This is a genomic window from Actinocorallia sp. A-T 12471 (genome assembly GCF_033875155.1).
GTDB lineage: Bacteria > Actinomycetota > Actinomycetes > Streptosporangiales > Streptosporangiaceae > Actinocorallia.
Map to the genome: position 1 here is coordinate 1 of NZ_JAWZTE010000007.1, position 21,551 is coordinate 21,551.

The 21,551-nt window shown below is 72.4% G+C and carries 20 protein-coding genes and 1 pseudogene; 4 read left to right on the top strand and 17 right to left on the bottom strand.

Annotated elements, in window-relative coordinates:
- Nucleotides 1–236: 236 nt before the first annotated feature.
- Nucleotides 237–1,232: a zinc-dependent alcohol dehydrogenase family protein gene (locus R9X44_RS20275; protein WP_319815788.1), complete on the top strand. Its 996-nt coding sequence runs from the start codon at nucleotides 237–239 to the stop codon at nucleotides 1,230–1,232.
- Here R9X44_RS20275 and R9X44_RS20280 read toward each other — a convergent pair.
- From R9X44_RS20280 to R9X44_RS20290, 3 genes are read right to left on the bottom strand one after another with little or no spacing between them, the layout of a single operon-like run.
- Nucleotides 1,229–1,600 (bottom strand): hypothetical protein, encoded by a 372-nt coding sequence (locus R9X44_RS20280; protein WP_319815789.1) that lies wholly within the window; start codon nucleotides 1,598–1,600, stop codon nucleotides 1,229–1,231. The two genes, R9X44_RS20275 and R9X44_RS20280, sit on opposite strands and share 4 nt — an antisense overlap.
- Entirely contained in the window at nucleotides 1,573–2,643 is a 1,071-nt protein-coding gene (locus R9X44_RS20285; RefSeq protein ID WP_319815790.1) for a serine/threonine-protein kinase, read from the bottom strand. Before R9X44_RS20285 ends, R9X44_RS20280 begins: the two co-directional genes overlap by 28 nt.
- Nucleotides 2,640–3,911, bottom strand: a complete 1,272-nt coding sequence (locus R9X44_RS20290) for a serine/threonine-protein kinase (protein ID WP_319815791.1) — start codon at nucleotides 3,909–3,911, stop codon at nucleotides 2,640–2,642. The genes R9X44_RS20285 and R9X44_RS20290 overlap by 4 nt, the downstream gene beginning before the upstream one ends.
- 32 nt (nucleotides 3,912–3,943) lie before the next feature.
- Here R9X44_RS20290 and R9X44_RS20295 point away from each other — a divergent pair, with 32 nt between their 5' ends.
- Complete coding sequence (locus tag R9X44_RS20295; protein ID WP_319815792.1) at nucleotides 3,944–4,336, top strand: hypothetical protein; 393 nt, start codon at nucleotides 3,944–3,946, stop codon at nucleotides 4,334–4,336.
- Nucleotides 4,337–4,345: 9 nt separating this feature from the next.
- Here the strand turns inward: R9X44_RS20295 and R9X44_RS20300 are convergent, their stop codons facing one another.
- Together R9X44_RS20300 and R9X44_RS20305 are read right to left on the bottom strand one after the other, a co-directional pair.
- On the bottom strand, nucleotides 4,346–5,740 hold the full coding sequence (locus tag R9X44_RS20300) for a glucose-6-phosphate dehydrogenase (protein WP_319815793.1): 1,395 nt from the start codon (nucleotides 5,738–5,740) through the stop codon (nucleotides 4,346–4,348).
- A gap of 136 nt (nucleotides 5,741–5,876) precedes the next feature.
- Nucleotides 5,877–6,980: an NAD(P)-dependent alcohol dehydrogenase gene (locus R9X44_RS20305; RefSeq protein WP_319815794.1), complete on the bottom strand. Its 1,104-nt coding sequence runs from the start codon at nucleotides 6,978–6,980 to the stop codon at nucleotides 5,877–5,879.
- On the opposite strand from R9X44_RS20305, the pseudogene R9X44_RS20310 reads away from it, so the two are divergent.
- Both R9X44_RS20310 and R9X44_RS20315 read left to right on the top strand, forming a co-directional pair.
- A pseudogene (locus R9X44_RS20310) lies at nucleotides 6,968–7,285 on the top strand (RNA polymerase sigma factor); the annotation flags it as partial. The gene R9X44_RS20305 and the pseudogene R9X44_RS20310 sit on opposite strands and share 13 nt — an antisense overlap.
- 209 nt (nucleotides 7,286–7,494) lie before the next feature.
- Nucleotides 7,495–8,085, top strand: coding sequence for a right-handed parallel beta-helix repeat-containing protein (locus tag R9X44_RS20315; protein ID WP_319816104.1), 591 nt, complete (start codon nucleotides 7,495–7,497; stop codon nucleotides 8,083–8,085).
- Between the two features lie 105 nt (nucleotides 8,086–8,190).
- On the opposite strand, the gene R9X44_RS20320 is transcribed toward R9X44_RS20315, so the two are convergent.
- From R9X44_RS20320 to R9X44_RS20375, 12 genes are all read right to left on the bottom strand, one after another.
- Nucleotides 8,191–11,328 carry a caspase, EACC1-associated type gene (locus R9X44_RS20320; RefSeq protein WP_319815795.1) on the bottom strand — a complete coding sequence of 1,046 codons (3,138 nt, stop codon included), beginning with the start codon at nucleotides 11,326–11,328 and terminating at the stop codon, nucleotides 8,191–8,193.
- 6 nt (nucleotides 11,329–11,334) lie between these two features.
- Nucleotides 11,335–11,715 (bottom strand): effector-associated constant component EACC1, encoded by a 381-nt coding sequence (locus R9X44_RS20325; protein WP_319815796.1) that lies wholly within the window; start codon nucleotides 11,713–11,715, stop codon nucleotides 11,335–11,337.
- Between the two features lie 163 nt (nucleotides 11,716–11,878).
- Complete coding sequence (locus R9X44_RS20330; protein ID WP_319815797.1) at nucleotides 11,879–12,388, bottom strand: DoxX family protein; 510 nt, start codon at nucleotides 12,386–12,388, stop codon at nucleotides 11,879–11,881.
- Nucleotides 12,389–12,392: 4 nt separating this feature from the next.
- Complete coding sequence (locus R9X44_RS20335) at nucleotides 12,393–13,595, bottom strand: NAD(P)/FAD-dependent oxidoreductase (protein ID WP_319815798.1); 1,203 nt, start codon at nucleotides 13,593–13,595, stop codon at nucleotides 12,393–12,395.
- 4 nt (nucleotides 13,596–13,599) lie between these two features.
- Nucleotides 13,600–13,902 (bottom strand): hypothetical protein, encoded by a 303-nt coding sequence (locus tag R9X44_RS20340; protein WP_319815799.1) that lies wholly within the window; start codon nucleotides 13,900–13,902, stop codon nucleotides 13,600–13,602.
- A gap of 72 nt (nucleotides 13,903–13,974) precedes the next feature.
- Entirely contained in the window at nucleotides 13,975–15,456 is a 1,482-nt protein-coding gene (locus R9X44_RS20345) for an NAD-dependent succinate-semialdehyde dehydrogenase (protein ID WP_319815800.1), read from the bottom strand.
- 47 nt (nucleotides 15,457–15,503) lie between these two features.
- Complete coding sequence (locus tag R9X44_RS20350; protein WP_319815801.1) at nucleotides 15,504–17,174, bottom strand: thiolase C-terminal domain-containing protein; 1,671 nt, start codon at nucleotides 17,172–17,174, stop codon at nucleotides 15,504–15,506.
- Nucleotides 17,171–17,494, bottom strand: coding sequence for a ferredoxin (gene fdxA / locus R9X44_RS20355; RefSeq protein ID WP_319815802.1), 324 nt, complete (start codon nucleotides 17,492–17,494; stop codon nucleotides 17,171–17,173). Before fdxA ends, R9X44_RS20350 begins: the two co-directional genes overlap by 4 nt.
- Nucleotides 17,495–17,538: 44 nt before the next feature.
- Nucleotides 17,539–18,906, bottom strand: a complete 1,368-nt coding sequence (locus R9X44_RS20360; RefSeq protein ID WP_319815803.1) for a cytochrome P450 — start codon at nucleotides 18,904–18,906, stop codon at nucleotides 17,539–17,541.
- A gap of 31 nt (nucleotides 18,907–18,937) precedes the next feature.
- The gene (locus tag R9X44_RS20365) at nucleotides 18,938–19,129 is read right to left on the bottom strand and encodes a ferredoxin (protein WP_319815804.1); all 192 of its coding nucleotides are present in this window, start codon (nucleotides 19,127–19,129) and stop codon (nucleotides 18,938–18,940) included.
- 37 nt (nucleotides 19,130–19,166) lie between these two features.
- Nucleotides 19,167–20,027: a mycofactocin-coupled SDR family oxidoreductase gene (locus tag R9X44_RS20370; protein WP_319815805.1), complete on the bottom strand. Its 861-nt coding sequence runs from the start codon at nucleotides 20,025–20,027 to the stop codon at nucleotides 19,167–19,169.
- A gap of 50 nt (nucleotides 20,028–20,077) precedes the next feature.
- Nucleotides 20,078–21,544 (bottom strand): aldehyde dehydrogenase family protein, encoded by a 1,467-nt coding sequence (locus tag R9X44_RS20375; RefSeq protein WP_319815806.1) that lies wholly within the window; start codon nucleotides 21,542–21,544, stop codon nucleotides 20,078–20,080.
- Nucleotides 21,545–21,551: the final 7 nt, after the last annotated feature.

The window sequence follows — 21,551 nt, forward strand, 5'->3', positions numbered from 1 at the left end:
GCGCAGCGCGGCACGAGCGCAGCGCGGCACGAGCGCAGCGCGGCATGAGCGCAGCGCGGCATGAGCGCAGCGCGGCATGAGCGCAGCGCGGCATGAGGAACTCGCGCTAGAGCGCGAGTTCCTCATGCGCGCTTCAGGCGGCTGGCTCGCCGATCGGGGCGGGGCGTGGAGCCCACGGGGTGGGGTGGGGGTTTTGGGGGGTGGGGGGGCGGTAGGTAGGGGTGGGGGGTGGGGTTATGTGGGCTTGGAGTGTGGTGCGGCCTGGGCCTATTGGGGCGGGGCCCTTGGAGGTTGTGGAGCGGGAGGTGCCGGTGCCGGGGGCCGGGGAGGTGTTGCTCAGGGTGTTGGCTTGTGGGGTGTGCCGGACTGATCTGCATGTGGCCGAAGGGGATCTTCCGGTGCGGCGGGAGGGGGTGACGCCGGGGCATGAGATCGTCGGCGAGGTCGTCGCGGCGGGGGCGGGGGCGCTGCGGGCGATCGGAGAGCGGGTCGGGGCGGCTTGGCTGCGCTCCACGTGCGGGCGGTGCGCCTACTGTCGGCGTGGGGCGGAGAATTTGTGCCCGTTGTCGCGTTATACCGGCTGGGACGCCGACGGTGGCTACGCTGAGTATGCGCTCGCCGAGGACGCCTACGTCTACTCGCTCCCCGACGAAATCGATGACGTCACCGCCGCGCCCCTGCTCTGCGCGGGGATCATCGGCTACCGCGCGCTACGCCTGGCCGCGCTTCCCCCGGGAGGCAGGCTCGGCATCTGGGGTTTCGGCGGCTCGGCCCATCTGGCCGCACAGGTCGCGCTCGCGCAGGGCGCGCGCGTCCACGTCTTCACCCGCGCCGAGTCCGCGCGTCGGCTCGCTCTCGACCTCGGCGCGGACTCCGCCGGAGACTCGTTCGACCCGTCCCCCGAACCGCTCGACTCCGCGATCCTCTTCGCCCCGGTGGGCGAGCTCGTCCCCCCGGCGCTGGAACGCCTGGACAGGGGCGGCACCCTCGCGATCGCGGGCATCCACCTCACCGACATCCCCTCGCTCGACTACCAGAAGCACCTGTTCCAGGAACGCCGGATCACCTCCGTCACCTCCAACACACGGGCCGACGGCGAAGAGTTCCTCCGCCTGGCCGCCCGGCTCAAGATCCACGTCGAGACCACGCGGTACCCGCTCGCCGAGGCCGACCGCGCCCTCGCCGACCTGGCCGCCGACCGCGTCAACGGCGCGGCCGTCCTCACGCCCTAACGCGCACGCAGCGCGAACGCCGTCACCACGAGGAACCCGCACATCGCGATGACGGGCACCGTCGCGGCCCACGCGTATCCGGGCCCGGTCACGAGCGCCGCCTTGAGCAGCACCGCGAGCAGCAGCAGATGCGTCCCGGCCGCGAGCAGCCAGTGCCGCCGGGTCGCACGCCGGATCAGCCGCGTGAGAACTGCGGAGGTCGCCGCCGCGAACAGCAGGAACACCGCGAACTCGTGCGGACGCCCGTCCTGCGCGTACGGGGTCGTGAAGGCTTCGGCCAACGGGTACACGGCGGCCCCCGCGAGCAGCAGCGCGAGCATGACGTGCAGCCGCAGCGCGGTCAGCACAAGTCGGGCGACAGGTCGCACAGGTCAACCGGCGGCGGTGCGTAGGTCACGGTCGGCAGCAGCGATGAGAGGTCCTCGGGGTCGATGGTCGGGAACAGCTGCGGGATCTGCAGGCTCGGCTCAAGGCGCGGCGGCGGTGTGACGACGGCGGGCTGGGTGAACACCGGCGCGGGCGGCTCGGGGCCGTCGCGCGCCGCGAGGCCGAGCCCGACGACCACCCCGACCGCCACCGCGACGACCAGACCCGCTTCCAGCGCGCGCACGCCCCGGAACATCTTGGAACCCGGCCGCGTGATCTTCGGATCGGTCAGCCGGGAAGCCGCCGCCGCACGGCCGCGCGGGTCGGCCGCGAGCATCCCCATGATCGCCGCGACGAGCCTCGGCGGGCCGTCGGGCCGCTCCGGCCGGTCGGTGAGCGGCGCGGTGAGCGAGGCGAGCGGCGTGTCGCGGGCGAACGGGGCGCGTCCGGCGAGCGCGGTGTACAGGAGCGCGCCGAGCGAGAACAGGTCGGCCGAAGGCTCGGGCGGCCGGTCGGCGTGCCGCAGTCGCTCGGGCGCGACATAGCCGGGCGTGCCGATCGGGTAGCCGGTCGCGGTCAGCCGTTCCTCGCCGTCGAGGCTCGAGATGCCGAAGTCGGTGAGCACGATCCGTCCGTCGGCGCGGACGAACACGTTGCCCGGCTTCACGTCCCGGTGGACGACGCCCTGGTCGTGCGCGTGGGCGAGCGCCCGCAGGACCGCGCGGCCGAGTTCGGCGACCCGCTCGGGCGGCAGCGACCCCTTATCGGCGAGGACGGCGTCGAGCGTGGTCCCGTCGAGGAACTCCATGACGATCCACGGCCGGTCGCCCGACATGAGCACGTCGTGGACCCTGACGATCTCCGGATGCCGCAGCCGCGCCATCGCCTTGGCCTCGCGCAGCGCGCGTTCCGCGCTGACCCTCGCGAAGACCTCCTTGACGGCAACCTCGCGCCGCGTGACGTCGTCGTAGGCCCGCCACACCCGTCCCATGCCGCCTTCGCCGAGCACCTCGCCGAGCGTGTACCTGCCTTCGAGCCGCATCATGGCCGCGCCTTCCGCAATGCCTCCCACAGCGCGCGCGGGTGCGGGCCGTAGTCGCCCTTGTCGGTCGAGACGCGGACGACGAGCGCGCCGTCGCGGAAGCAGGCGGCGACGCCGTCGCCGGTGGCGAAGGCCGCGTCGCCGAGGCGCGGCAGCGTGGTGACCTTCCCGTAGACGGCCCGCTCACGCGCCCGCAGGTACTCGACGCGTCCGGCCCGCGGGTTCGGGGTGTCCCACCAGTAGACCGTGAGGGTCCTGCCGTCGGACAGTTCAAGAGAGCAGCCGGGCTCCGGATCACGGGAGACCACCGAAGGCATCGAGGCGGCTACCGCGCACACGTCGAGACCGCGATAGCGCGCGTCGTACGGCGCGAGATCAGCGAAAAGGAACGCGGAGGAGACCGCCGCGACGAGCACGAGCCAGCCGTACTCCCATCTGACGTCCGGCAGCCACGCCGCGCGCTCCCACCACGACACCCGCTCCCCCGCCGCGCGGCGCAGTGTCCGCTCGATCCGCGCGGGACGCGGGCGCGTCGCGGGGTCCTTGCGCAGCATCCGCGCGAGCAGGCCGCCGAGCGGGCCCGCGCCGCGCAGGCGCGGCGGCCGGTCGAGCACCGTCGCGGCGAGCGTCGCGGCCTCGGTGGCGCGCCGGAACGGGCCGTGGCCGTTGACCGCCGCGTAGAGGGTCGCGCCGAGCGAGAAGATGTCGCCCTCCGGCCCGTGGACGCCCCCGCTCAGCCGCTCGGGCGGCAGGAAGCCCGGCGCGCCCACCAGGACGCCGGTGCGGGTCAGCGCCTCGGCGCCGCTGACCGCCGCGATGCCGAAGTCGGTCAGGACGACGCGGCCGTCGTCGGCGAGCAGCACGTTGCCCGGGGTGACGTCGCGGTGGACGACGCCGGCCGCGTGCGCGGCGGTCAGCGCGGACAGCACCGCGAGCCCGATCCGCGCCGCCTCGCGCGGCGGCACCGGCAGCGCCTCCCGCAGCGACCTGCCCTCCACGAGCTCCATGACGACGCAGGGGACGCCGTCCTCTTCGAGCACGTCGTGCACCGCGACGATCGACGGATGCCGCACGGCCGCGGCGGCGCGGGCCTCCCGGACGGCGCGGCGGCACAGCACCATCCGCTCGTCGGCCGAGACCCCTTCGGGGAAGGTGACGCGCTTGACCGCGACGACCCTGTCGAGCACGAGGTCGTGCGCGCGCCAGACCCGTCCCATGCCGCCCTCGCCGATCATGCCGCGGAGCTCGTATCTGGCCGCCAGAACAGTCATCGCGCCCAGATCGTAATTCTTAGGATGCCCCCATGTACACGCGCGCCGGAGCCGCACTCGCGGTGGCGACCCTCGTCCTCGCGTACCTGCCGCTGCGCCTCGCGTGGGCCTTCGACGACCTCGAGCACTACGGCTACGACCCGACCCTGCTCGACCATGCCGTCGTCTGGCTGGCCGCCGCTACCGCAGCCCTGTACGTCGGGGTCACCGCGTCGGTGTGGCTGCGGCTCGAGACCGCCGCGACCGCCGCCCGGGTCGTCGCGGTTCCCTCGATGCTCTGCTCGGCCTACACCCTCTACGTCGCGGGGTCGCACACCGAGAAGGAGGGCTTCGGCGCGGCGTCCCTCGCGCTCCTCGGGACGCTCACGCTCGCCCTCGCCGTCATCGCGGCGCTGCGCCTGCCCCGGCTCGACCTGGCGGAGTGACCGACGGCGTCAGGGCGTCCGCGGGGTGTGCCAGTGGTCGTCCCGGGTGAGGCGGACGGACTCCGGCGGCCCCCACGTGCCCGGCTTGTACGTCAGCGGGGGGAAGGGCGCGGGCAGCAGGTCGGAGACGACCCGCCAGCACTCGGTGATGGCCTCCATCGTGGAGAACCGGGTGGGGTCGCCGGTGACGGCACCCTCAAGGACGTGCTCGTAGGGGCGCGACCGGTTCAGGTGCGGGAAGCCGAGCGTGGTGGTGAGCTCGTCCACGACGGTCTCGTCGGCCCCGCGCCGCGCCAGCAGGCCGAACGCGACGCCGGCGTGCGGCTCGAAGTGCAGCCGCATCAGGTTCGGCGCGGCCTTCTGCGCGCACACCGTGTGGTGGTAGCCGGCGACCGGCCTGTCGAACTCCACGGCTATCTCGGTGGCGCGCGCGGCGAGGCACTTGCCCGCGCGCAGCGTGAACGGCACGCCGGACCAGCGGTCGGTGTCCACGTACAGCCTCAGCGCCGCGTACGTCTCGGTGACGGAGTCCGGCGCGACGCCCTCCGTCTCCCGGTACCCCTCGTACTGCCCGTTGACGTAATCCTCCGGCAGGACAGTACGGACCGCTCTCAGCGCGCGGGTGCGCTCGGCAAGGACGTCCTCGGGCGAGCCGCTGCGCGGGGTGTCCATGACGAAGTAGGCGAGCATCTGCAGCAGGTGGTTCTGGACGACGTCGCGCAGACAGCCCGTCGCGTCGTAGAAGCCGCCCCGGTCGGCGACGTCGAGGTCCTCGGCGGCGGTGAGCTGGACCGACCTGACGTGGTGCCGGTGCAGGATTGTGTCGATCACGGTGTTGGCGGCCCGGAAGGTGAGCAGGTTCTCCACCGACTCCTTGCCCAGGTAATGGTCGACTCTGCGGATCGCCTCGTCGGGGAAGTACCTGGTGAGCCCGGCCTGGAGGTCGCGGGCCGAGGCGAGGTCGTGGCCGAACGGCTTCTCCACGACGAGCCGCGCGTTCTCGCTCAGTCCCGCCTCGGCGAGGCAGCGCGCGGCGGGCTCGTACAGGTTCGGGGGGAGGGCGAGATAGTGGGCGAGGACCGCGCACCCGTCGGCCTGCTCGGCGATGCTCCGGAAGGTGCTCGCGTCGGTGTAGTCGACCCGGGCGACGCGCAGCAGGGCGAGGAGCTTGTCGAGTGCCTTGTCCTCGACCTTCTCGTGCGCGGTGACGGCGTCGCGTACGTGGTCGCGGAGGCGCTCGACCGACCAGTCGCCGCGGGTCACCCCGATCACCCGGCACAGCTCGAACCCCTGGCTGACCAGCCCGTAGAGGGCGGGCAGGACCATCTTCTCGGCGAGGTCGCCGGTGATCCCGAACAGGACGAGCGCGTCGGCCCTCCCCCGTCCCGCCTGCGCGTCCCCCATGGGCCGTCCCCTCCGCGCCGCCCGCGGCCGACGCCCCCGCGCGCCGACCGTCCCAGTGGAACGTTCCCAGATCTGTTCGTGGGGAAAACCTAGGTTTTGTCGGGGTGCCCGTCCGGGGTGCGGACGGGCGGGGGCGTCAGGCTTCGGCGTCCATGAGGAGGACGGGCTTGATGACCGTCCCCTTGTGGGTGTCGGCTTCCGCCTGGTTGATGTCCGCCAGGGGGTAGGTGGTGATGAGCTCGTCGAAGGGGAAGAGGCCCTTCTTCCACAGGGTGATGAGACGCGGGATGAACAGCTGAGGGATCGCGTCGCCCTCGTACACATAGGTGACGGTCTTGCCGACAAGGCTCGCCGGGTGGACCGTCAGCAGGTCCATGCCCGCGCCGACGAGCACGCAGCGCCCCGGCCGGGTGAGGACCTCCACCGCGGCCGACATCGCCGCGGTGACTCCCGTCGTGTCGAAGGTGACGTCGACGCCGGGGCCGCCCGCGCGGATCTCGGTCGCGAGGTCAGGGTGCGCGCCGTCCACCGCGCGGGTCGCGCCGAGCCGGAGCGCCGCCTCGCGCCGCGCGGGGTTGAGGTCGACCGCGACGATGTCGCCCGCGCCCGACGCCTTCGCCGCCATGATCGCGGCGAGCCCGACCGCGCCGACCCCGAACACCGCGATCGACTCGCCGGGCGACAGCCGCGCGGTGTTCAGCACGGCCCCCGCGCCCGTCTGGATGCCGCAGCCGAGCGGGCCGAGCAGGGCGAGGGGGACGTCCTTGGCCACCTTCACCATGTTCCGCTCGGTCGCGAGGGTGTAGTGGGCGAACGACGACTGGGCGAACCAGCGGCTGGTGAGCGGCGCGCCCGAGGCGTCCTTGGCCGAGCCCGACCCGTCGGGGCGCAGGCCGGTGAGGTTGCTCAGCTCGAACAGCGCGCAGTTGGCGGGCGCGCCGGACAGGCAGGCCGGACACGTCCCGCAGTAGTCGAAGCTGAGCACGACGTGATCGCCCGGCTCCACCGAGCTGACCCCGGGCCCGACCGCCTCCACGACCCCCGAGCCCTCGTGCCCGAGGACGGCGGGCAGGAACGCCTCCCCGAACACCCCGGCACGGCCGAGCTGGTCGGTGTGGCACATACCCGCCCCGACCACCCGGACCAGCGCCTCCCCCGGCCGTGGCGCGTCAACGATGACGGTCTCGATGCTGAAGGGGCCTGCTGGGTCGCGCAGTACTGCGGCGCGTGACTCGGTCATACGGTGATCCGTTCTGGGGTGGCGGTTTCGGCAACTGTTATACCCGAACCGGATTCTGTCAACGAACACTTACTCCAGGGGCTCGGCGGCCGAGGCCGTGGCGTCCCCCAGGGCCGCCACGATCAGGAGACGGGCGGGGACGCGCGCCGATAACGCTTTCGGACGCGCTCGACGGGCACCCGGACGTCGACGACGTCGTCCAGGAGACCATGCTGCGCGCGATGACCGCGCTGCCCGGCCTGCGCGATCCCGAGCGGTTCAGGTCATGGCTCATCGCGATCGCGATCCGCCAGACGCAGGAGCGCGGCAGGAGCCGGGGCGCGGCCCTCGCCCGGCAACGGCCGCTCGACGACGGGGCCGACCTCGCCGATCCCGGCGCGGACCCGCTCGGCGAGACCGTCGTCAGGGTCGCGCTCACCGAGCAGCGCCGCGAGATCGCGGCGGCGACCCGCTGGCTCAACCCGGCCGACCAGCGGCTGCTCGCGCTGTGGTGGCAGTGCTCACCACCGCCGCGATGCTGCCGGTTCCCGCGCCGCTCGCCGCAAAGGTCGCGGCGCTGCGCGGCGGCGCCTACCGGCCGGCCGAGCCCGTCGCGATCAGCACGACCGGGACCGCCGACCGGCGCATCACGCTCAGCGGCTACCGGAACGAGCGGCCGGTGATCGACGCCTCGCTCATCCGCGGTAACCAGTGGTTCGTCACGCAGAGTGCCGCATATTGGATGGTCCAGAACCTGACGGTGCACAGCGCCGCGACCTTCCCGTGGGTCTGCTTCAGCTGCACCCACACCGTGTTCCAGCGGCTCGAGATATACGAGAACGGCGCGACCGGGCTCGTCCTGCGCGGTGAGGGCACGATCGGCAACAGCGTCCTCGACTCCGACTTCCACGACAACCACGACGACCCCAAGAACGGCGAGAACGCCGACGGCGTCGCGGTCAAGGACGGGTCGGGCGCGGGCAACGTCATCCGTGGCGTGCGCGCCTTCCGCGACTCCGACGACGGCGTCGACCTCAGCGGCTTCGCCTCGCCCGTGCAGATCCGGCGCTCGTGGGCGTACGGCAACGGGCACGGGCCCGCGCCGGGCCGACTGGTCGCTGCCTGACACGCCGTTCCTCGCGCCCAGGCCCGACATCGGCGCGCAGATGCGATCCGAACCCTCCCGAGTTCCGGACGTCCGAAACTCGGCGGATATTGCTCCGGGTGACGTTCAGTCCTTCCACGCCATCGGGAGGTCGTCGCGGTGGGCGCGCCAGGCCGCCGAGCGCACCAGCGCGGCGGCCGCGCGCGAGACAGCGTCGGTGACGGTCACCGACTCCTCCCGGCCGGTGTAGAAGTCGTCGGGGATCTCGTCCCCCGCTCGCTGGTCCGCGCGCAGCCTGGCGAGCTCCCTCGCGCGGCCCGGCAGCGCGTCCGGCGTTCCGCGCAGCTCCCTGAGCCGCAGGCTCAGGGTTCCGGTGACGTCCGCGGCGACGGTCGCCTCGGCGACGGGCGTCCCGGCCGGGACGCTCCGCAGGCCGGTGAGCCGGAGGACCGCCAGGGTGTCGCAGCCGTCCGCCGGATCGTCCATCAGGTGGGCGGTGAGCGCGGTCTGGCCGTCGTGGGACGGGGCGAGCAGGGTCCAGCGGAGGAACGGGAGTGGGGTGTCCTTGGCGACCACCTCGGTGTGCCCCGCCCCGGCCGTCTCGAGGCCGACGGGGAACGAGCGCACGTCGAGGAGCAGCAGGTCGCGTTGTCGGCCTTCGAGCACGCCCGCGTTCAGGGCCGCGCCGGTGACGACGCCCTCGGGGATCAGGCCCCGGTGGACGTCGTCGCGTCCGGTGAGCCGACGGACCAGGGCCGCGACGGCGGGCATCCGCGTCGCGCCGCCGGTGAGGATGACGTGGTCAAGGTCCGACGGGGACATGCCCGCGGCGCGGATCACCCGGGCGGCGATCTTGCGGCAGCGGTCGAGCAGGTCGCGGGTCATCGTCTCGAACTCCGCGCGGGTCACGGTCTCCGTCAGGTGCACGGGCGGGTCCTGGAAGTCGCCGGTGCCGGCGGTGATGTAGGGGAGGTTGACCTCGGTCGAGCGCGCGGCCGACAGCTGGATCTTGGCCTCCTCGGCGGCCGCGCGCACCCGGTGCAGCGCCTGGGAGTTCCCGCGCAGGCTTACCCCGTGGCGGCGCTGGAACGCCGCGACGAGGTGGTCGACGAGGCGGGCGTCCCAGTCGTCGCCGCCCAGATGGTTGTCGCCCGCGGTGGCGCACACCTCGATCAGGCCGTCGGCGACGTCCACGACGGACACGTCGAAGGTGCCGCCGCCGAGGTCGAAGACCAGGACCGTCGCCTCGTCCCTGCGGCTGAGCCCGTAGGCGATCGCCGCGGCCGTCGGCTCGTTCACCATCCTGACGACGTCGACGCCCGCGGTCCGCGCGGCGAGCGCGAGCTCCTCGCGCTGACGGTGGGTGAAGCTCGCCGGAACCGTCAGGACCGCCCCGCCGATCGGGCCGCCCAGATACGCCTCGGCGTCCGCGCGCAACCGCTCAAGCAGCAGCTCGACCGCCCGCTCCGCGGTGATCCGTACCTTCCCCCGGGTCACGCTCCACCCGGTCCCGAGCCGCAACTTGGCCGATCTGATGGTGTACGCGGAGTTCATCCCCGCCTGACGCCGCGCCTCGGCCCCGACGAGCACGCTCCCGTCATCGGCGATCGCGACAAGACTCGGCGTCGTCGCCGCCCCATCCCGCCCCGGAATCACCCTGACGCCGCCGCCCTCAACCACCCCCACCGCCGAATTCGTAGTACCAAAGTCGATCCCGACAAGACGCGCCCCGAACCCACCCGAAGAGGACCGCCCGGACGCGTCCGGGGAGACGCGCGCCTCCCCATCATGCCCCCCACCCGCCAAACCCTGCCCGCCCTGCCCGCCCTGCCCGGACATCTCATCCCGCCCCGCCCGCCCGGGGCTCCCCGCCCGCCCGGGCTGCCCGGGCTGCCCGGGCTGCCCGGGCCGCGCGGGCTGCGCGGGCTGCGCGGCCTGCCTGTCCTGCCCGAGCTGTTCGGCCTGCCCGGACTGTTCGGGCTGCGCGGCCTGCCCGCCCTGCCTGAGCTGTTCGGCCTGCCCGAGCTGCGCGGCCTGCCCGTACGGTTCGGGCTGCGCGGACGGCCCGGCCTGCGCGAACTGTTCAGCTTGCCCGGGCTGCGCGGGCTGCGCGAGCCGCGCGGGCTCTTCGGGCGGTGAGTCTTGGGCGAATTGCGCGTGTTGTGTGCCTTGGTCGGGTTTTGTGGGCTTCCTGCTGCGCGCGGGCTGGTCGGGCGGTGAGTCTTGGGTGAGGTGGTCGGGGAGGGTGGCTAGGGGGGTGTTGTGGAAGAGGGTTTGGGCGCGGCGGGCTACGTCGGGGTCGGGGTCGGCGATGAGGCGGAGGAGGGCCTGGTGGGCGGCGGCGCGGTACTGTTCGCGGACGTCGGCGAGGTGGCGTTCGATGAGGAGGAGGGCGCCGGCTCTGCGCCAGGCGCGTTTGTCGTTGAGGGCGGCGTGGAGTTCGGCGAGGGGGTCGCGAGAGATTGTTGTGGTGGTGGTCGGGGCGGGGCCTCGGGGGTTGCGGGCCAGGTGGATGGTGCCGCGGACGCTGTCCACGCTCAGGGTGGGGGTTTGGCCCTTGATGCGGCGGCTCACCTGGTCGTGGACGTGGCCGTAGAGGTCGTGGACCGAGACGTGGCCGTCGCCGTCGAGGTCGGCGGAGCCGTCGCGCAGGCCGTCGACGACGGCCGAGGTGAACACCGACGGGCGCGCGTCGTCGCGGCTTGTGCGCACCTCCTCCCCCTCGGCGGGGGCCTGGCCCTCGTGCGCGAACTGCAGCGCGGTGGACGCGGTGATGACGACCCTGCCCTTGCCCGCGAACGGCGTCGCCACGTCCACCCGGGGCGCGTCGGCCGCCCTCCGGACCGTGCCGAGCGCGAACGCTCCGCTGTAGCAGCAGTCGAGCATCAGCACGATGCTGCGCGACCTGCTGCGCCGCATCCACTCGTTGACCGCGTCGGCGGGGACCGCGGTGAACCCGACGTCCTCGCGTTCGGTGTCGCTCGCGACGAAGTGCAGCCGGTTGTTCTCGTCCTTCCAGCCGTGCAGCGAAAGGTGCAGCAGAAGTAGGTCGTCGGGTCCGGCCTCGGTGAACAGCGCCTTCAGCGCCCGCGCGGCCTCACGCCGTGTCGCGTTGAGCCGCGTCTCGACCGCGAAGTCGCCGACGGCGGGGTCGGCGAGCACCTCGCGCAGCGCCCGCGCGTCGGCCTCGGCGGCCGGCAGCGGCGGGAAGCGCGGATCGTCGTACAGGCTGTTGGCGAGGATCAGCGCCCTGCGGCCCGCCAACGCGGCTCAATTCCCGTGGCGGGCGAGGAACGCCTCAAGCGCGCGCTCCTTCATCGCGTCGGTGGCCCCGGTGATCTCCAGCCGGTCGCCGCCGTACTCCAGCACCACCGAGCCCGTCGCGCGGCGGGCGAGCCAGCCCCGGGTGAACTCCACGAGCAGGGTGAGCGCGCCTTCGCTGCCGAGCAGGCCGACGATCGCAGCGCCCCACTCGATGAGCTCGCCGCTGCGGGTGCCGTCCGGCGCGGGCCCGGCGGCGGGGCGTGCCACCGACGCCGTCACCTCGAGTTCGCGCAGTTCGTCGAGAAGGAACCCGAGTTCCTCCTCGGCCCTTTCCAGATCCCCGTCCCCGGTGTCGAGCACGAGCTTCAGCGTCAGTCCGTCCGACACGCGCGTTCCTTTCCACGGCCCCCGCACGATCGTCCCACCGAGCGCCGGGACACTTCGGGCAAACCCGGAGAGATCCGCCCGCGTCGCTGACCGGTGTCGGACACCGAGAAATTCCGCGCGGCGGCCCGAGGGGTGCTCGGCCTCGGGACCGCCGCGCGGAAGGCTAGGCGTCGGCTTTGGTGCGGTTCGGACGCCAGAAGACCGCGAGGAGCAGCAGCCCGCCCACCCCGCCGAGCGCCGCGACGCCGAGGCCGGGCAGCCCGTCGAGGGTGAAGCCCACAAGATGGTCGAGCGACCAGCGGCCGGGGCCGAGCGCGGCGAGCGCGCCCGCCGCGATGATGATCATCAGCACGTACTCATAGCCCTCACCCGGACGGAAGATGAAGAACCCGTTCCGGATGTGGTTGGCGATGAGCGCGACGATCATGGTGCCGACGACGGCGGCCGCGGCGAGCGCGTTGAGCAGTCCGACGAGCAGCAGGACGCCCGCGCCGAGCTCGGTGAGCGTCGCCAGAAGCGCATGAACCCGTCCCGGGCGGATGCCGATGGACTCGAACCAGCGCGCGGTGCCCGGCAGCTTGCCGCCGCCGAACGCGTGGTTCCAGCCGTGCGCGACCATGGTCACGCCGAGCGTGAGCCGCAGCAGCGCCGCGGCGATGTCGATCTCGGTCATCGGTTCAGCCCCTCGCCTTCGCCAGGACCTCGTCCCGGCCCGCGCCCGCCGCGACGAGCGCCCGGTACCTGACGAACAGCGCGGGCGCGCCGAACGACGCGACGCCGGTCAGCACGCCGCCGGTGAAGTAACCGATGACCGTGCCCTTGACCGCGCCTCCGTCGAGTCCGTCGCCGTGCAGCGCGACGACCTCGTCGGCCGCACCCGTGCGGCCGACCGTCTGCACCTTCATGCCGAACTGGTCCGACCACACGTAGGCCGGGCCCGCGACGGGCGCCTTGGCGCCCGCGATCGCGCACGCGACGGCGGCGGCCTGGTCGATCGTCGTGGTCCAGTGCTCGCTGCGCCGATGGGCCTCCGCGCTCGCGTCCCACCACGCGGCCGCGTCGCCGACCGCCCACACGTGCTCCGCGCCGACGGCTTTGCCCTGGGCGTCGCAGGCGAGGCCGTCGGCGGTGGCCAGGCCCGCGCCGTCGAGCCAGCCGAGGTCGGGGGCCGCGCCGACGCTCACCAGGACGAGGTCCGCGGTGAGCACTGTCCCGTCGGCGAGTTCGACGGTCCTGGCATCAACGAACCGGGACAGCGCAGCGCCGCACAGCAGCTTGACGCCGCCCTCGGTGAACAGCCGCGCGGCGAGCGCGCCGCCGTCCGGCCCGAGCGCGCGCTCACACGGCGCGCCGCCCGCCTCGATGACGGTCACCTCGACACCGCGTTCCGCCGCCGCGCACGCGACCTCAGCGCCGATGAACCCCGCGCCGACGATCAGCAGGGACCGCGCGGCGTCGAGCGCGTCGCGCAGCGCGAGCGCGTCGTCAAGCGTGCGGAGGGTGAACACGCCTGCGGGCTGGCCCGGCAGGGTGCGCGCGGTGACGCCGGTCGCGACGACCACCGCGTCACCGGTGACGGATTCGCCGTCGGCGAGCTCAACGGTCGTCCCGCGCAGCGCCACGGCCCGCGCGCCGAGCCGCACCGCGACGTCGAGTTCGGCGAGCGCCGAGTCGTCGCGCAGCACGACCCTTTCCGGCTCCCACTGCCGCTTGAGGATCTGCTTGGACAGCGGCGGCCTGTCATAAGGCGGGTGCGGCTCCGCGCCGACCAGGGTGATCGGCCCGGTGTGGCCCTCGGCCCGCAGCCGCTCGATCGTCCTGATCCCGCCGAGGCCCGCGCCGACGACGACCACGTGCCCGCTTGGCTGCTGCTTGGTCATCGGCTCAGTCCGACGCGGGCAGCGGCTTGGCGGACTTCTGGACGACCTCGGTCCCGCCAACGGACACCGCGTGGTCGCCGCCCGCGACGCACAGCAGCTCGACGTCGATCCCGTCGACGGTGTAACGCTTGCCGAGCAGCACGCCCGAGCCCGCGCCCGCGATGGCCGGGGACCGCTCGGCGACCTGCTCCTCGCCCATGTCCACGCCGCCGCAGGCGATGGCGAGGTCGTCGTCGGGGGCGCGGACCACGACGAGCGCGGTCGCGTCAACGGCGCTCCGGAGGGTCTGTCCCACGCGCAGCTTCATCAGGTGCTCCTTCATTCCTCGAACAGGGGTTCCGCGCGCCCGAAGTGCGGGCGGGGAGGTACAGCTGGCGGGTCAGCGCGCGACGGTTCCGACGAGTTTCACGTCGAGGTACTCGTCTATGCCCTGCGCGCCGCCCTCGCGGCCGAGCCCGCTCGCGCCGACGCCGCCGAACGGGGCTGCCGCGCCGGTCGGGTCGATGTCGTTGACGCCGACGATCCCGAACCGCAGCGCCTCCGCGACGCGCTGGGCCCGCCCGAGATCGTTGGTGTAGACGTAGGACGCGAGCCCGTACTCGGTGTCGTTGGCGCGCCGGATCGCCTCGTCCTCGTCATCGAAGGCGATGACGGCCGCGACGGGGCCGAAGGTCTCCTCGCGGTAGATCCGCATGGTCTCGTCAACGTCGGCCAGGACGGTCGGGGCGTAGAAGCGTCCGGCGTCGAGGCCGTCCTCGGTGAGGCGGCGGCCGCCGGCGAGCAGCCGCGCGCCCTTGGCGACGGCGTCCTCGACCTGGGCGGCGACCTTGGCGACCGACGCGTCGTCCACGAGCGGGCCGATCGAGACGCCCGGCCTGTCGCCGGGCCCAGCGACGAGCCTGCCGACACGCGCGACGAGCTCATCGGTGAACTCTTCGAGCACCGACCTGTGCACGAAGATCCGGTTCGGGCTGATGCACGCCTGGCCGGTGTTGAGGAACTTCACCAGCGCCGCGCCCTTGGCCGCGTGGACGGGGTCGGCGTCGGGGAACACGAGCATCGGCGCGTGTCCGCCGAGCTCCATCGACACCCGCTTCATCGTCGCCGCGGCCCGTGCGGCGAGCAGTTTGCCGACCTCGGTGGAGCCGGTGAAGGTCAGCTTGCGGACCTCGGGCGCGTCGAGCAGCCTGTCCCCGACGGCCTCGGGACGGCTCGTCGTCACCAGGTTGACGGCCCCGGCGGGCAACCCCGCCTCGGCGAGGATCTCGAAGACGGCGACCGCGCACAGCGGGGTCTGCTCGGCGGGCTTGAGCACCACCGTGCAGCCCGCGGCGAGCGCGGGCGCGACCTTGCGGGTGATCATCGAGATCGGGTAGTTCCACGGGGTGACCGCGGCGACGACCCCGACGGCCTGGCGCAGCACGGTCAGCCGCTGGTCGGCCCGCGGCGACGGGATCGAGGAGCCGTAGACGCGCTTGGCCTCCTCGGCGAACCAGGCGAGGAAGCTCAGCGCGTACCTGACCTCGTTGCGCGCGGCCTTGAGCGGCTTGCCCTGCTCCAGCGTCATCAGCGCGGCGAGTTCCTCGGCGCGCTCGGCCATCAGCATGTGCGCCTTCCACAGCGCCTCCGCGCGCCGGTAGGCGGTCTCCCTGCTCCACGACTCGAACGCCTCGGCGGCGGCGGCGATGGCGCGGTCGGTCTCGGCCACGCCCGCGTCGGCGGCCGCGCCCACGACCTTGCCGGTGGCCGGGTCGGTGACGTCGAAGGTGCGTCCGTCGTCGGCGCCCTGCCACTTGCCGTCGATGAACAGCGTCTCCCCGGTCCGCACACGCCCTCCGATCGACGTTTCTACATTCGTCATAGCATCAATGATCCCTGGGAGTTCGGTTCGCGCGGAACCCGGGCCGGTCATGCGTCGGCCCGCAGCAGCATCACACCGCTCGGCGTGAGGCCGCCGCTGCTCACCGCGGCCACCCGCGCCCCGGCCACCTGGCGTTCCCCCGCCTCGCCCCTGAGCTGGGTGATCGCCTCGTACACCAGGCCCATGCCGTGGGTGCGGCCGTGCGACAGCTGCCCGCCGTGCGTGTTCAGCGGCAGGACGCCGTCGCGGGCGATGTTCTTGCCGCCGTCGAGGAAGTCCTTGGCCTCGCCGATCCCGCAGAAGCCGAGCGCCTCGATCCAGGACAGGCAGTTGAACGTGAAACCGTCGTACAGTTCGGCGACGTCCACGTCGGAGGGGCGCAGGTCGGTGCGGGTCCACAGGTGCGCGGCCGGGCCGAGCACCTGCGGCTCGTGCGTCGAGGTGCTCTGGTCCCACTCAAGGCGCTCGATGATCTGGGTCCCGACCGCCTCCACCCTGACGGGCCTGACCCGCAGGTCCCCTGCGGTCTCGGCGGCCGAGACGACGACGGCGATCGACGCGTCGACCGGCACGTCGCAGTCGTACAGGCCGAACGGCGTGGTGATGGGCCGCGCGCCGAGGTAATCGTCCATCGTCATCGGCTCGCGGTAGACGGCCGTCGGTTCGAGCGCGGCGTTCGCGCGCTGGTTGAGCGCGATCCAGCCGAGCGTCTCGCGGGTCGTCCCGTACTTGTGGAAGTGCCGCTGGGCGGTCTGCGCGAGCGTGTGCGCGGCCGAGGTCGCGCCGAACGGCATGCCCCAGCCCATGTCGCCCGCCGACCTGCCGCCCGCGGGAGGCGGCATCGCGCCGGTGCGCATCAGCGTCTCGGACGTCGACTGCCACACCGTGCGGAAGCACAGGACGTGCTTGGCGAGGCCCGCCGACACCGCGAGCATCGCCGCGATGATCGAACCGCCCGGCCCGAACGTCTCGCCGCCGCCGTTGAACCAGGTGGGACGGACGCGCAGCGCAGCCTCAAGCGCGGTCACGCCGCCCTCGCCCATGCCGTGCTCAAGGCCGCCGCCCGGGTAGGTGGACAGGCCGTCGATGTCGTCCATGGTGAGCCCGGCGTCGGCGACCGCCGCGCGGCACGCGTCGACGGTGAGCGACAGCGGGTCGGTCATCAGCCGCCGCCCGGACGCCGACCTGCCGACGCCCGAGAGCACCACGTCGTCCTCGAACTTGCGTGCCGTGCGCGCGGGCCGCACGAACTCGCGCACCCGCTCGGCGGGCAGCTCGTCCCTGGGCAGCGGGACGGGCTCGGCGGGCTGCTCGGCCGACGGCCTGAAGTTCGGCAGCCACACGTCCTCGACCTGCTCGAACGCGACCTCCACAGCCATGCCGAGGTGGAGGTCGTCCTCCGCGCAGTCCACGAGACGCGTGGTGAGCTTGACCCGGGAGTCCTCCTCGAGCGCGACCTGGGCGACGATCACGGGCGAGGGGACCCCCGGGAGCTGGAACCTGTGGCTCACCGTGAAGCCGAAGAGCGAGCCGCGCCCGGAGACCTCGCGGATCTCAAGGTCGGCGCTCCGGCACGACGGGCACACCGGCTTCGGCGGGTGGATGAGGGCCGAACACGACGTGCACCCCTTGAGGCGCAGGACGCCGTCGGCCCCCGACCGCCAGTAGTACTCGTTCCACGGGGTGACGAAGGGAAGTGGCCTGCCTTGGGCGCTCATGCCCCCGCCTCACCGGTCGGCAGGGCGGACACGAGCTCGTGGTCGGTCAGGACGTCGGCGTCCGACGCCCCGCCCGGCGACCCGACGTCGGTGAAGACCTCCGCGTTGATCCGCGTGAAGCCGCTCCACTCCTCGGGAATGTCCTCCTCGTAGTAGATGGCCCCGACGGGGCACACCTGCTCGCAGGCTCCGCAGTCGACGCACTCGTCGGGCTGGATGTAGGCCATCCGCTCGCCCGGGTAGATGCAGTCGACGGGACAGGCGTCCACGCATGATCTGTCGAGAACGTCGACACAGGGCTGGGCCACCACGTAGGCCACGACGCACTCCCCTTCGTCTTTCTTACTGGATGGTGCCGCGCGGCCTAGAGCTTGGCCGTCGTGGCGCGGACGGTGACGGGTTCGGCGAGCCGCTGCTCGTCGCAGATCTCCTGCATCCGCGCGATCGTCTCGTTGAGGCCGTCGCCGATCCGCCTGCCCGGCGTGAACGTCGCGGGAAGGTTCTTCATCCCGTTGATCACGCCGGTGGTGTCGTAGTGCACGGCCTGGCCCGGCGTGCACACGTAGTCCGGCATCCGGTCGAGGACCGCGGTGAGCATGGTCTTGAAGACCGCGCGCGCCACGTTCGACCCGATGCACCGGTGGATGCCGAGGCCGAAGCTGGCGTGCCGGTTGCCCTTGCGGTCGAGGTGGACGTTGTGCGGGTCCTCGAAGACCTTCTCGTCACGGTTGGCCATGGCCCAGGACAGCCAGAGCCGGTCGCCCTCCTTGAACCGCGTGCCGTTGATCTCCACGTCCTGGGAGATCGTGCGGCCGTCGCCGACGGCCGGCGTGTAGAACCGCAGGAACTCCTCGGTCGCGCTGTCCAGCAGCGTCTCGCGCTCCCGGCTCAGTCGCGCCCGCTCCTCGGGGTTCTCCGACAGCCACTCGAGGGAGTGGGCGGTCAGCGCCGTCGTCGTGTCGAACCCGCCGCCGATCAGCAGCATGACGACGCCGGCGACCTCGAAGTCGTCGGGCCGGTAGCCGTTGATCTCGACGGTCAGCAGCTCGTTGATGAGCCCCGGACGCGGGTTCTCCTTGATCTCCTTGATGTAGCCGAGCAGGTGCATGAACATCTGGTTGCTCTTCGCGCGCACCGCGGGGTACTCGGGAGAGTCGGGCGAGGTGTACACCGAGGCGTGCACGGGCTCGCAGTAGATGTCCCACGCCTTCAGCGGAAGGCCGAGCATCGCCAGGGTGAAGACCGCCGGGACGATGTTGGCGAGGTCGTCGACGAAGTCGACGCGCCCCGACTCGATCACCTCGTCGATGCAGGCACGGGTCAGCTCCTCGATGACCGGCTTCCACCGGGCCACCGCGGCGGGCGACAGGTACGGGTTCAGCGCCTGCCGGTAGTACCGCTGCTCCGGCGGGTCCATCTCCAGGAAGCCGCCGCGCTGCCGGTTCTCGGTCGTCTGGTGCGGGATGCTGATCCCGACGTACCCGTTCTTGGTGCCGCTGACGTCGTTGTCGTTGGACAGGACGTCGGAGCGGCGGGCGATGTCGAACAGTTCCTTGTTGCCGCTGGCGAACCAGTAGCCGCCGTGGGTGTCGTTCCAGGCGACCGGACACTTGCCGTGGAACTCGGTCGCGAGCTCCTCGAACTCGACCCGGTACCTCGCCGAGTGCCTGTCCAGGCTGATGACGGGCTTCTTGCGGGCCGTGTCGGCGGCCTGCGTTTCCTCAGTGCTCAACTGTGTCTCCTCCCCCGAGATCTGTTGACGGTCAGTAAAGGACGACAGCCTGCTCGGGACAGGAGCGCGCGGCCTCCTTGGCCTCGCCCTCCAGCTCGGCCGGCACGTCCTCCTGGAGGGCGTAGGCGTGTCCGTCCTCGTCGCGCAGCGCGAAGAGAGCGGGTGCGTTCATGGCGCACAGGGTGTGGCCCTGGCACAGCTCAGGGTCGACGCGAACCTTCACGGTGAGCCTCCTTGCTCGTAGGTGACGCCAGGGGAGATCAGAGGTGGAAGTCGTGGAACTTGAGGTACGAGCCGCCGTCCACGCGCAGCTGGAGGCCGGTGACGTACCGGGACTCCTCCGAGGCGAGGAACACGACGGCGTTGGTGACGTCGCCGGGCTCGATGAACGGGATCGGCATCGCCTGCTGGGCCGGGAAGGCCAGGAGGGCGTCCTCGCGGGTCGGGTTCTCCAGGTCGGGGCGGAACGCCTTGTACATCGGCTCGCTGTTGAGCATGTCGGTGTTGCAGTTCGTCGGGTGGACGGCGTTGGCGCGGATCATGCGCGGCGCGAGGTTGCGGGCCATCTCGTGGATGAACTCCGACAGGGCGCGCTTGGCGTAGGAGTAGCCCGCGCCGCCGGGGTTCGCGCCGGGCTGGGCGACCTGCTGGCCGACCATGAACGCCGCGGCCGAGCCGGTGGCGACGATCGAGCCGCCCTCGGCGAGGTGGGGCAGGGAGGCGTGGACGGCGTTGATGACGCCCACGAGGTTGGTGTCGACCACGTCGGTCCAAGCCTGGAGGCCGGGCTCGCCGTTCAGCGGCATGATGCCGGCGTTGGCGACGACCACGTCGAGCTTGCCGAACGCCTCGACGCCCTCGGCCAGGACGGCGGCGAGCTGGGCGCGCTCGCGCACGTCGGCCTTCTTGGCGATGACGCGGCGGCCGGCCTTCTCCACGAGACGCGCGGTCTCCTGGAGGTCGGCCTCGGAGGCCAGCGGGTAGTTGTTGGTCACCAGGTCGTGGCAGATGTCCACGGCGATGATGTCGGCGCCCTCCTCGGCGAGCCGGACCGCGTGGCTGCGGCCCTGGCCGCGGGCGGCTCCGGTGACGAAGGCGACCTTGCCCTCAACTCGACCCATGGTGGTTACCTCTTTCTGTTCTGCGGGGTGGGGGGTGGCGCGGTCGGGGGTCAGCCCGCGACCGGGGGAAAGGAGATGGTCTTGACCTCGAGGAAGTCCTCAAGGCCCTCGGTGCCCCATTCGCGGCCGATGCCGCTCTGCTTGTAGCCGCCGAAGGGGGACTCGACGTCGAACCAGGGCGCGCCGTTGACGCTGACGGTGCCGCTGCGGAAGCGCCGCGCCATCGTCATCGCCCGGTCGGTGTCGGCGCTGTAGACCGCGGCCGACAGGCCGAAGATCGTGCCGTCGGCGATGCGGAGGGCGTCCTCGTCGTCGTCGTAGGGCAGCACGACGAGCGCGGGGCCGAAGATCTCCTCCTGCGCGACTGTCGCCTTGGGATCGATGTCGGTGATGAGGGTGGGCTCCACGAAGTAGCCCTTGGCGAACCGCTCGGTGGGCTTGCCGCCGACGACGACCCTGCCGTCGCGCGCTGCGGACTCGTAGTAGCGCAGGATGCTGTCGCGCTGTGCGGCGTTGATGACCGGGCCCATGACGCTGCTCGGGTCGGTCGGGTCGCCCCACGGGATGTTCGGCAGGACCGAGGCGGCGATGCCGACGGCCTCGTCAAGGCGGGAGCGCGGCACGAGCAGCCGGGTGAGCTGGGTGCAGCCCTGGCCCGCGTGGACGCACACGCCGCCGGCGAGGGCGGGGATGATCGTCTCAAGCGGCGCGTCGTCAAGCAGGACGGCGGCGGACTTGCCGCCCAGCTCGAGGGTGACCCGCTTGACGGTGTCGGCGGCGGCGGCCATGACGCGGCGGCCGGTGACGGTCGAGCCGGTCAGGGTGACGGCGTCGACGTCGGGGTGCGAGGTCAGCAGCGAGGCGACGCGGGTGTCGCTGGTGCTGATCACGTTGAGGACGCCGGCGGGGATGTCGGTGTGCTCGGCGGCGATCGCGCCGAGCGCGAGCGCGCTCCACGGCGAGTCGGGCGCGGGCTTCAGCACGACGGTGCAGCCCGCCGCGAGGGCCGCGCCGACCTTGCAGATGTTCAGGTAGAACGGGTAGTTCCACGGGGTGATCGCGGCGACGACGCCGACGGCCTCGCGCCGGATGATCCGGTCGACCGGCGTGCCGAAGATCTCCTTGGTCGGCACCGTGCGTTCGAACGCGTAGGTGTCGAGCAGGTTGATGTAGTGGTCGAAGTAGCCGATCGCGGCCTCGAGGGCGATCCCGCCGGTCAGCATGACCGGGACGCCGATCTCGGCGACGACCATGGACCGCAGTTCCTCGACGTTGGCGCGCAGCGCGTCGCGGAGCTGGACGAGGCAGCGGCGGCGCAGTTCGGTGTCGGTGGACCACGACGTGGTGTCGAACGCGCGGCGTGCTTCCTTGATCGCGCGTTCGACGTCGGCGGCGGACGCCTCGGGCGCGGTGCCGATGACCTCCTCCGTCGCCGGGTTGATGTTGTCGAACGTGCGGCCACCGGCGGCGGTGACGAGTTCGCCGCCGATCAGCATGCGCTCACCGAGTTTGGTCACAGCGGTT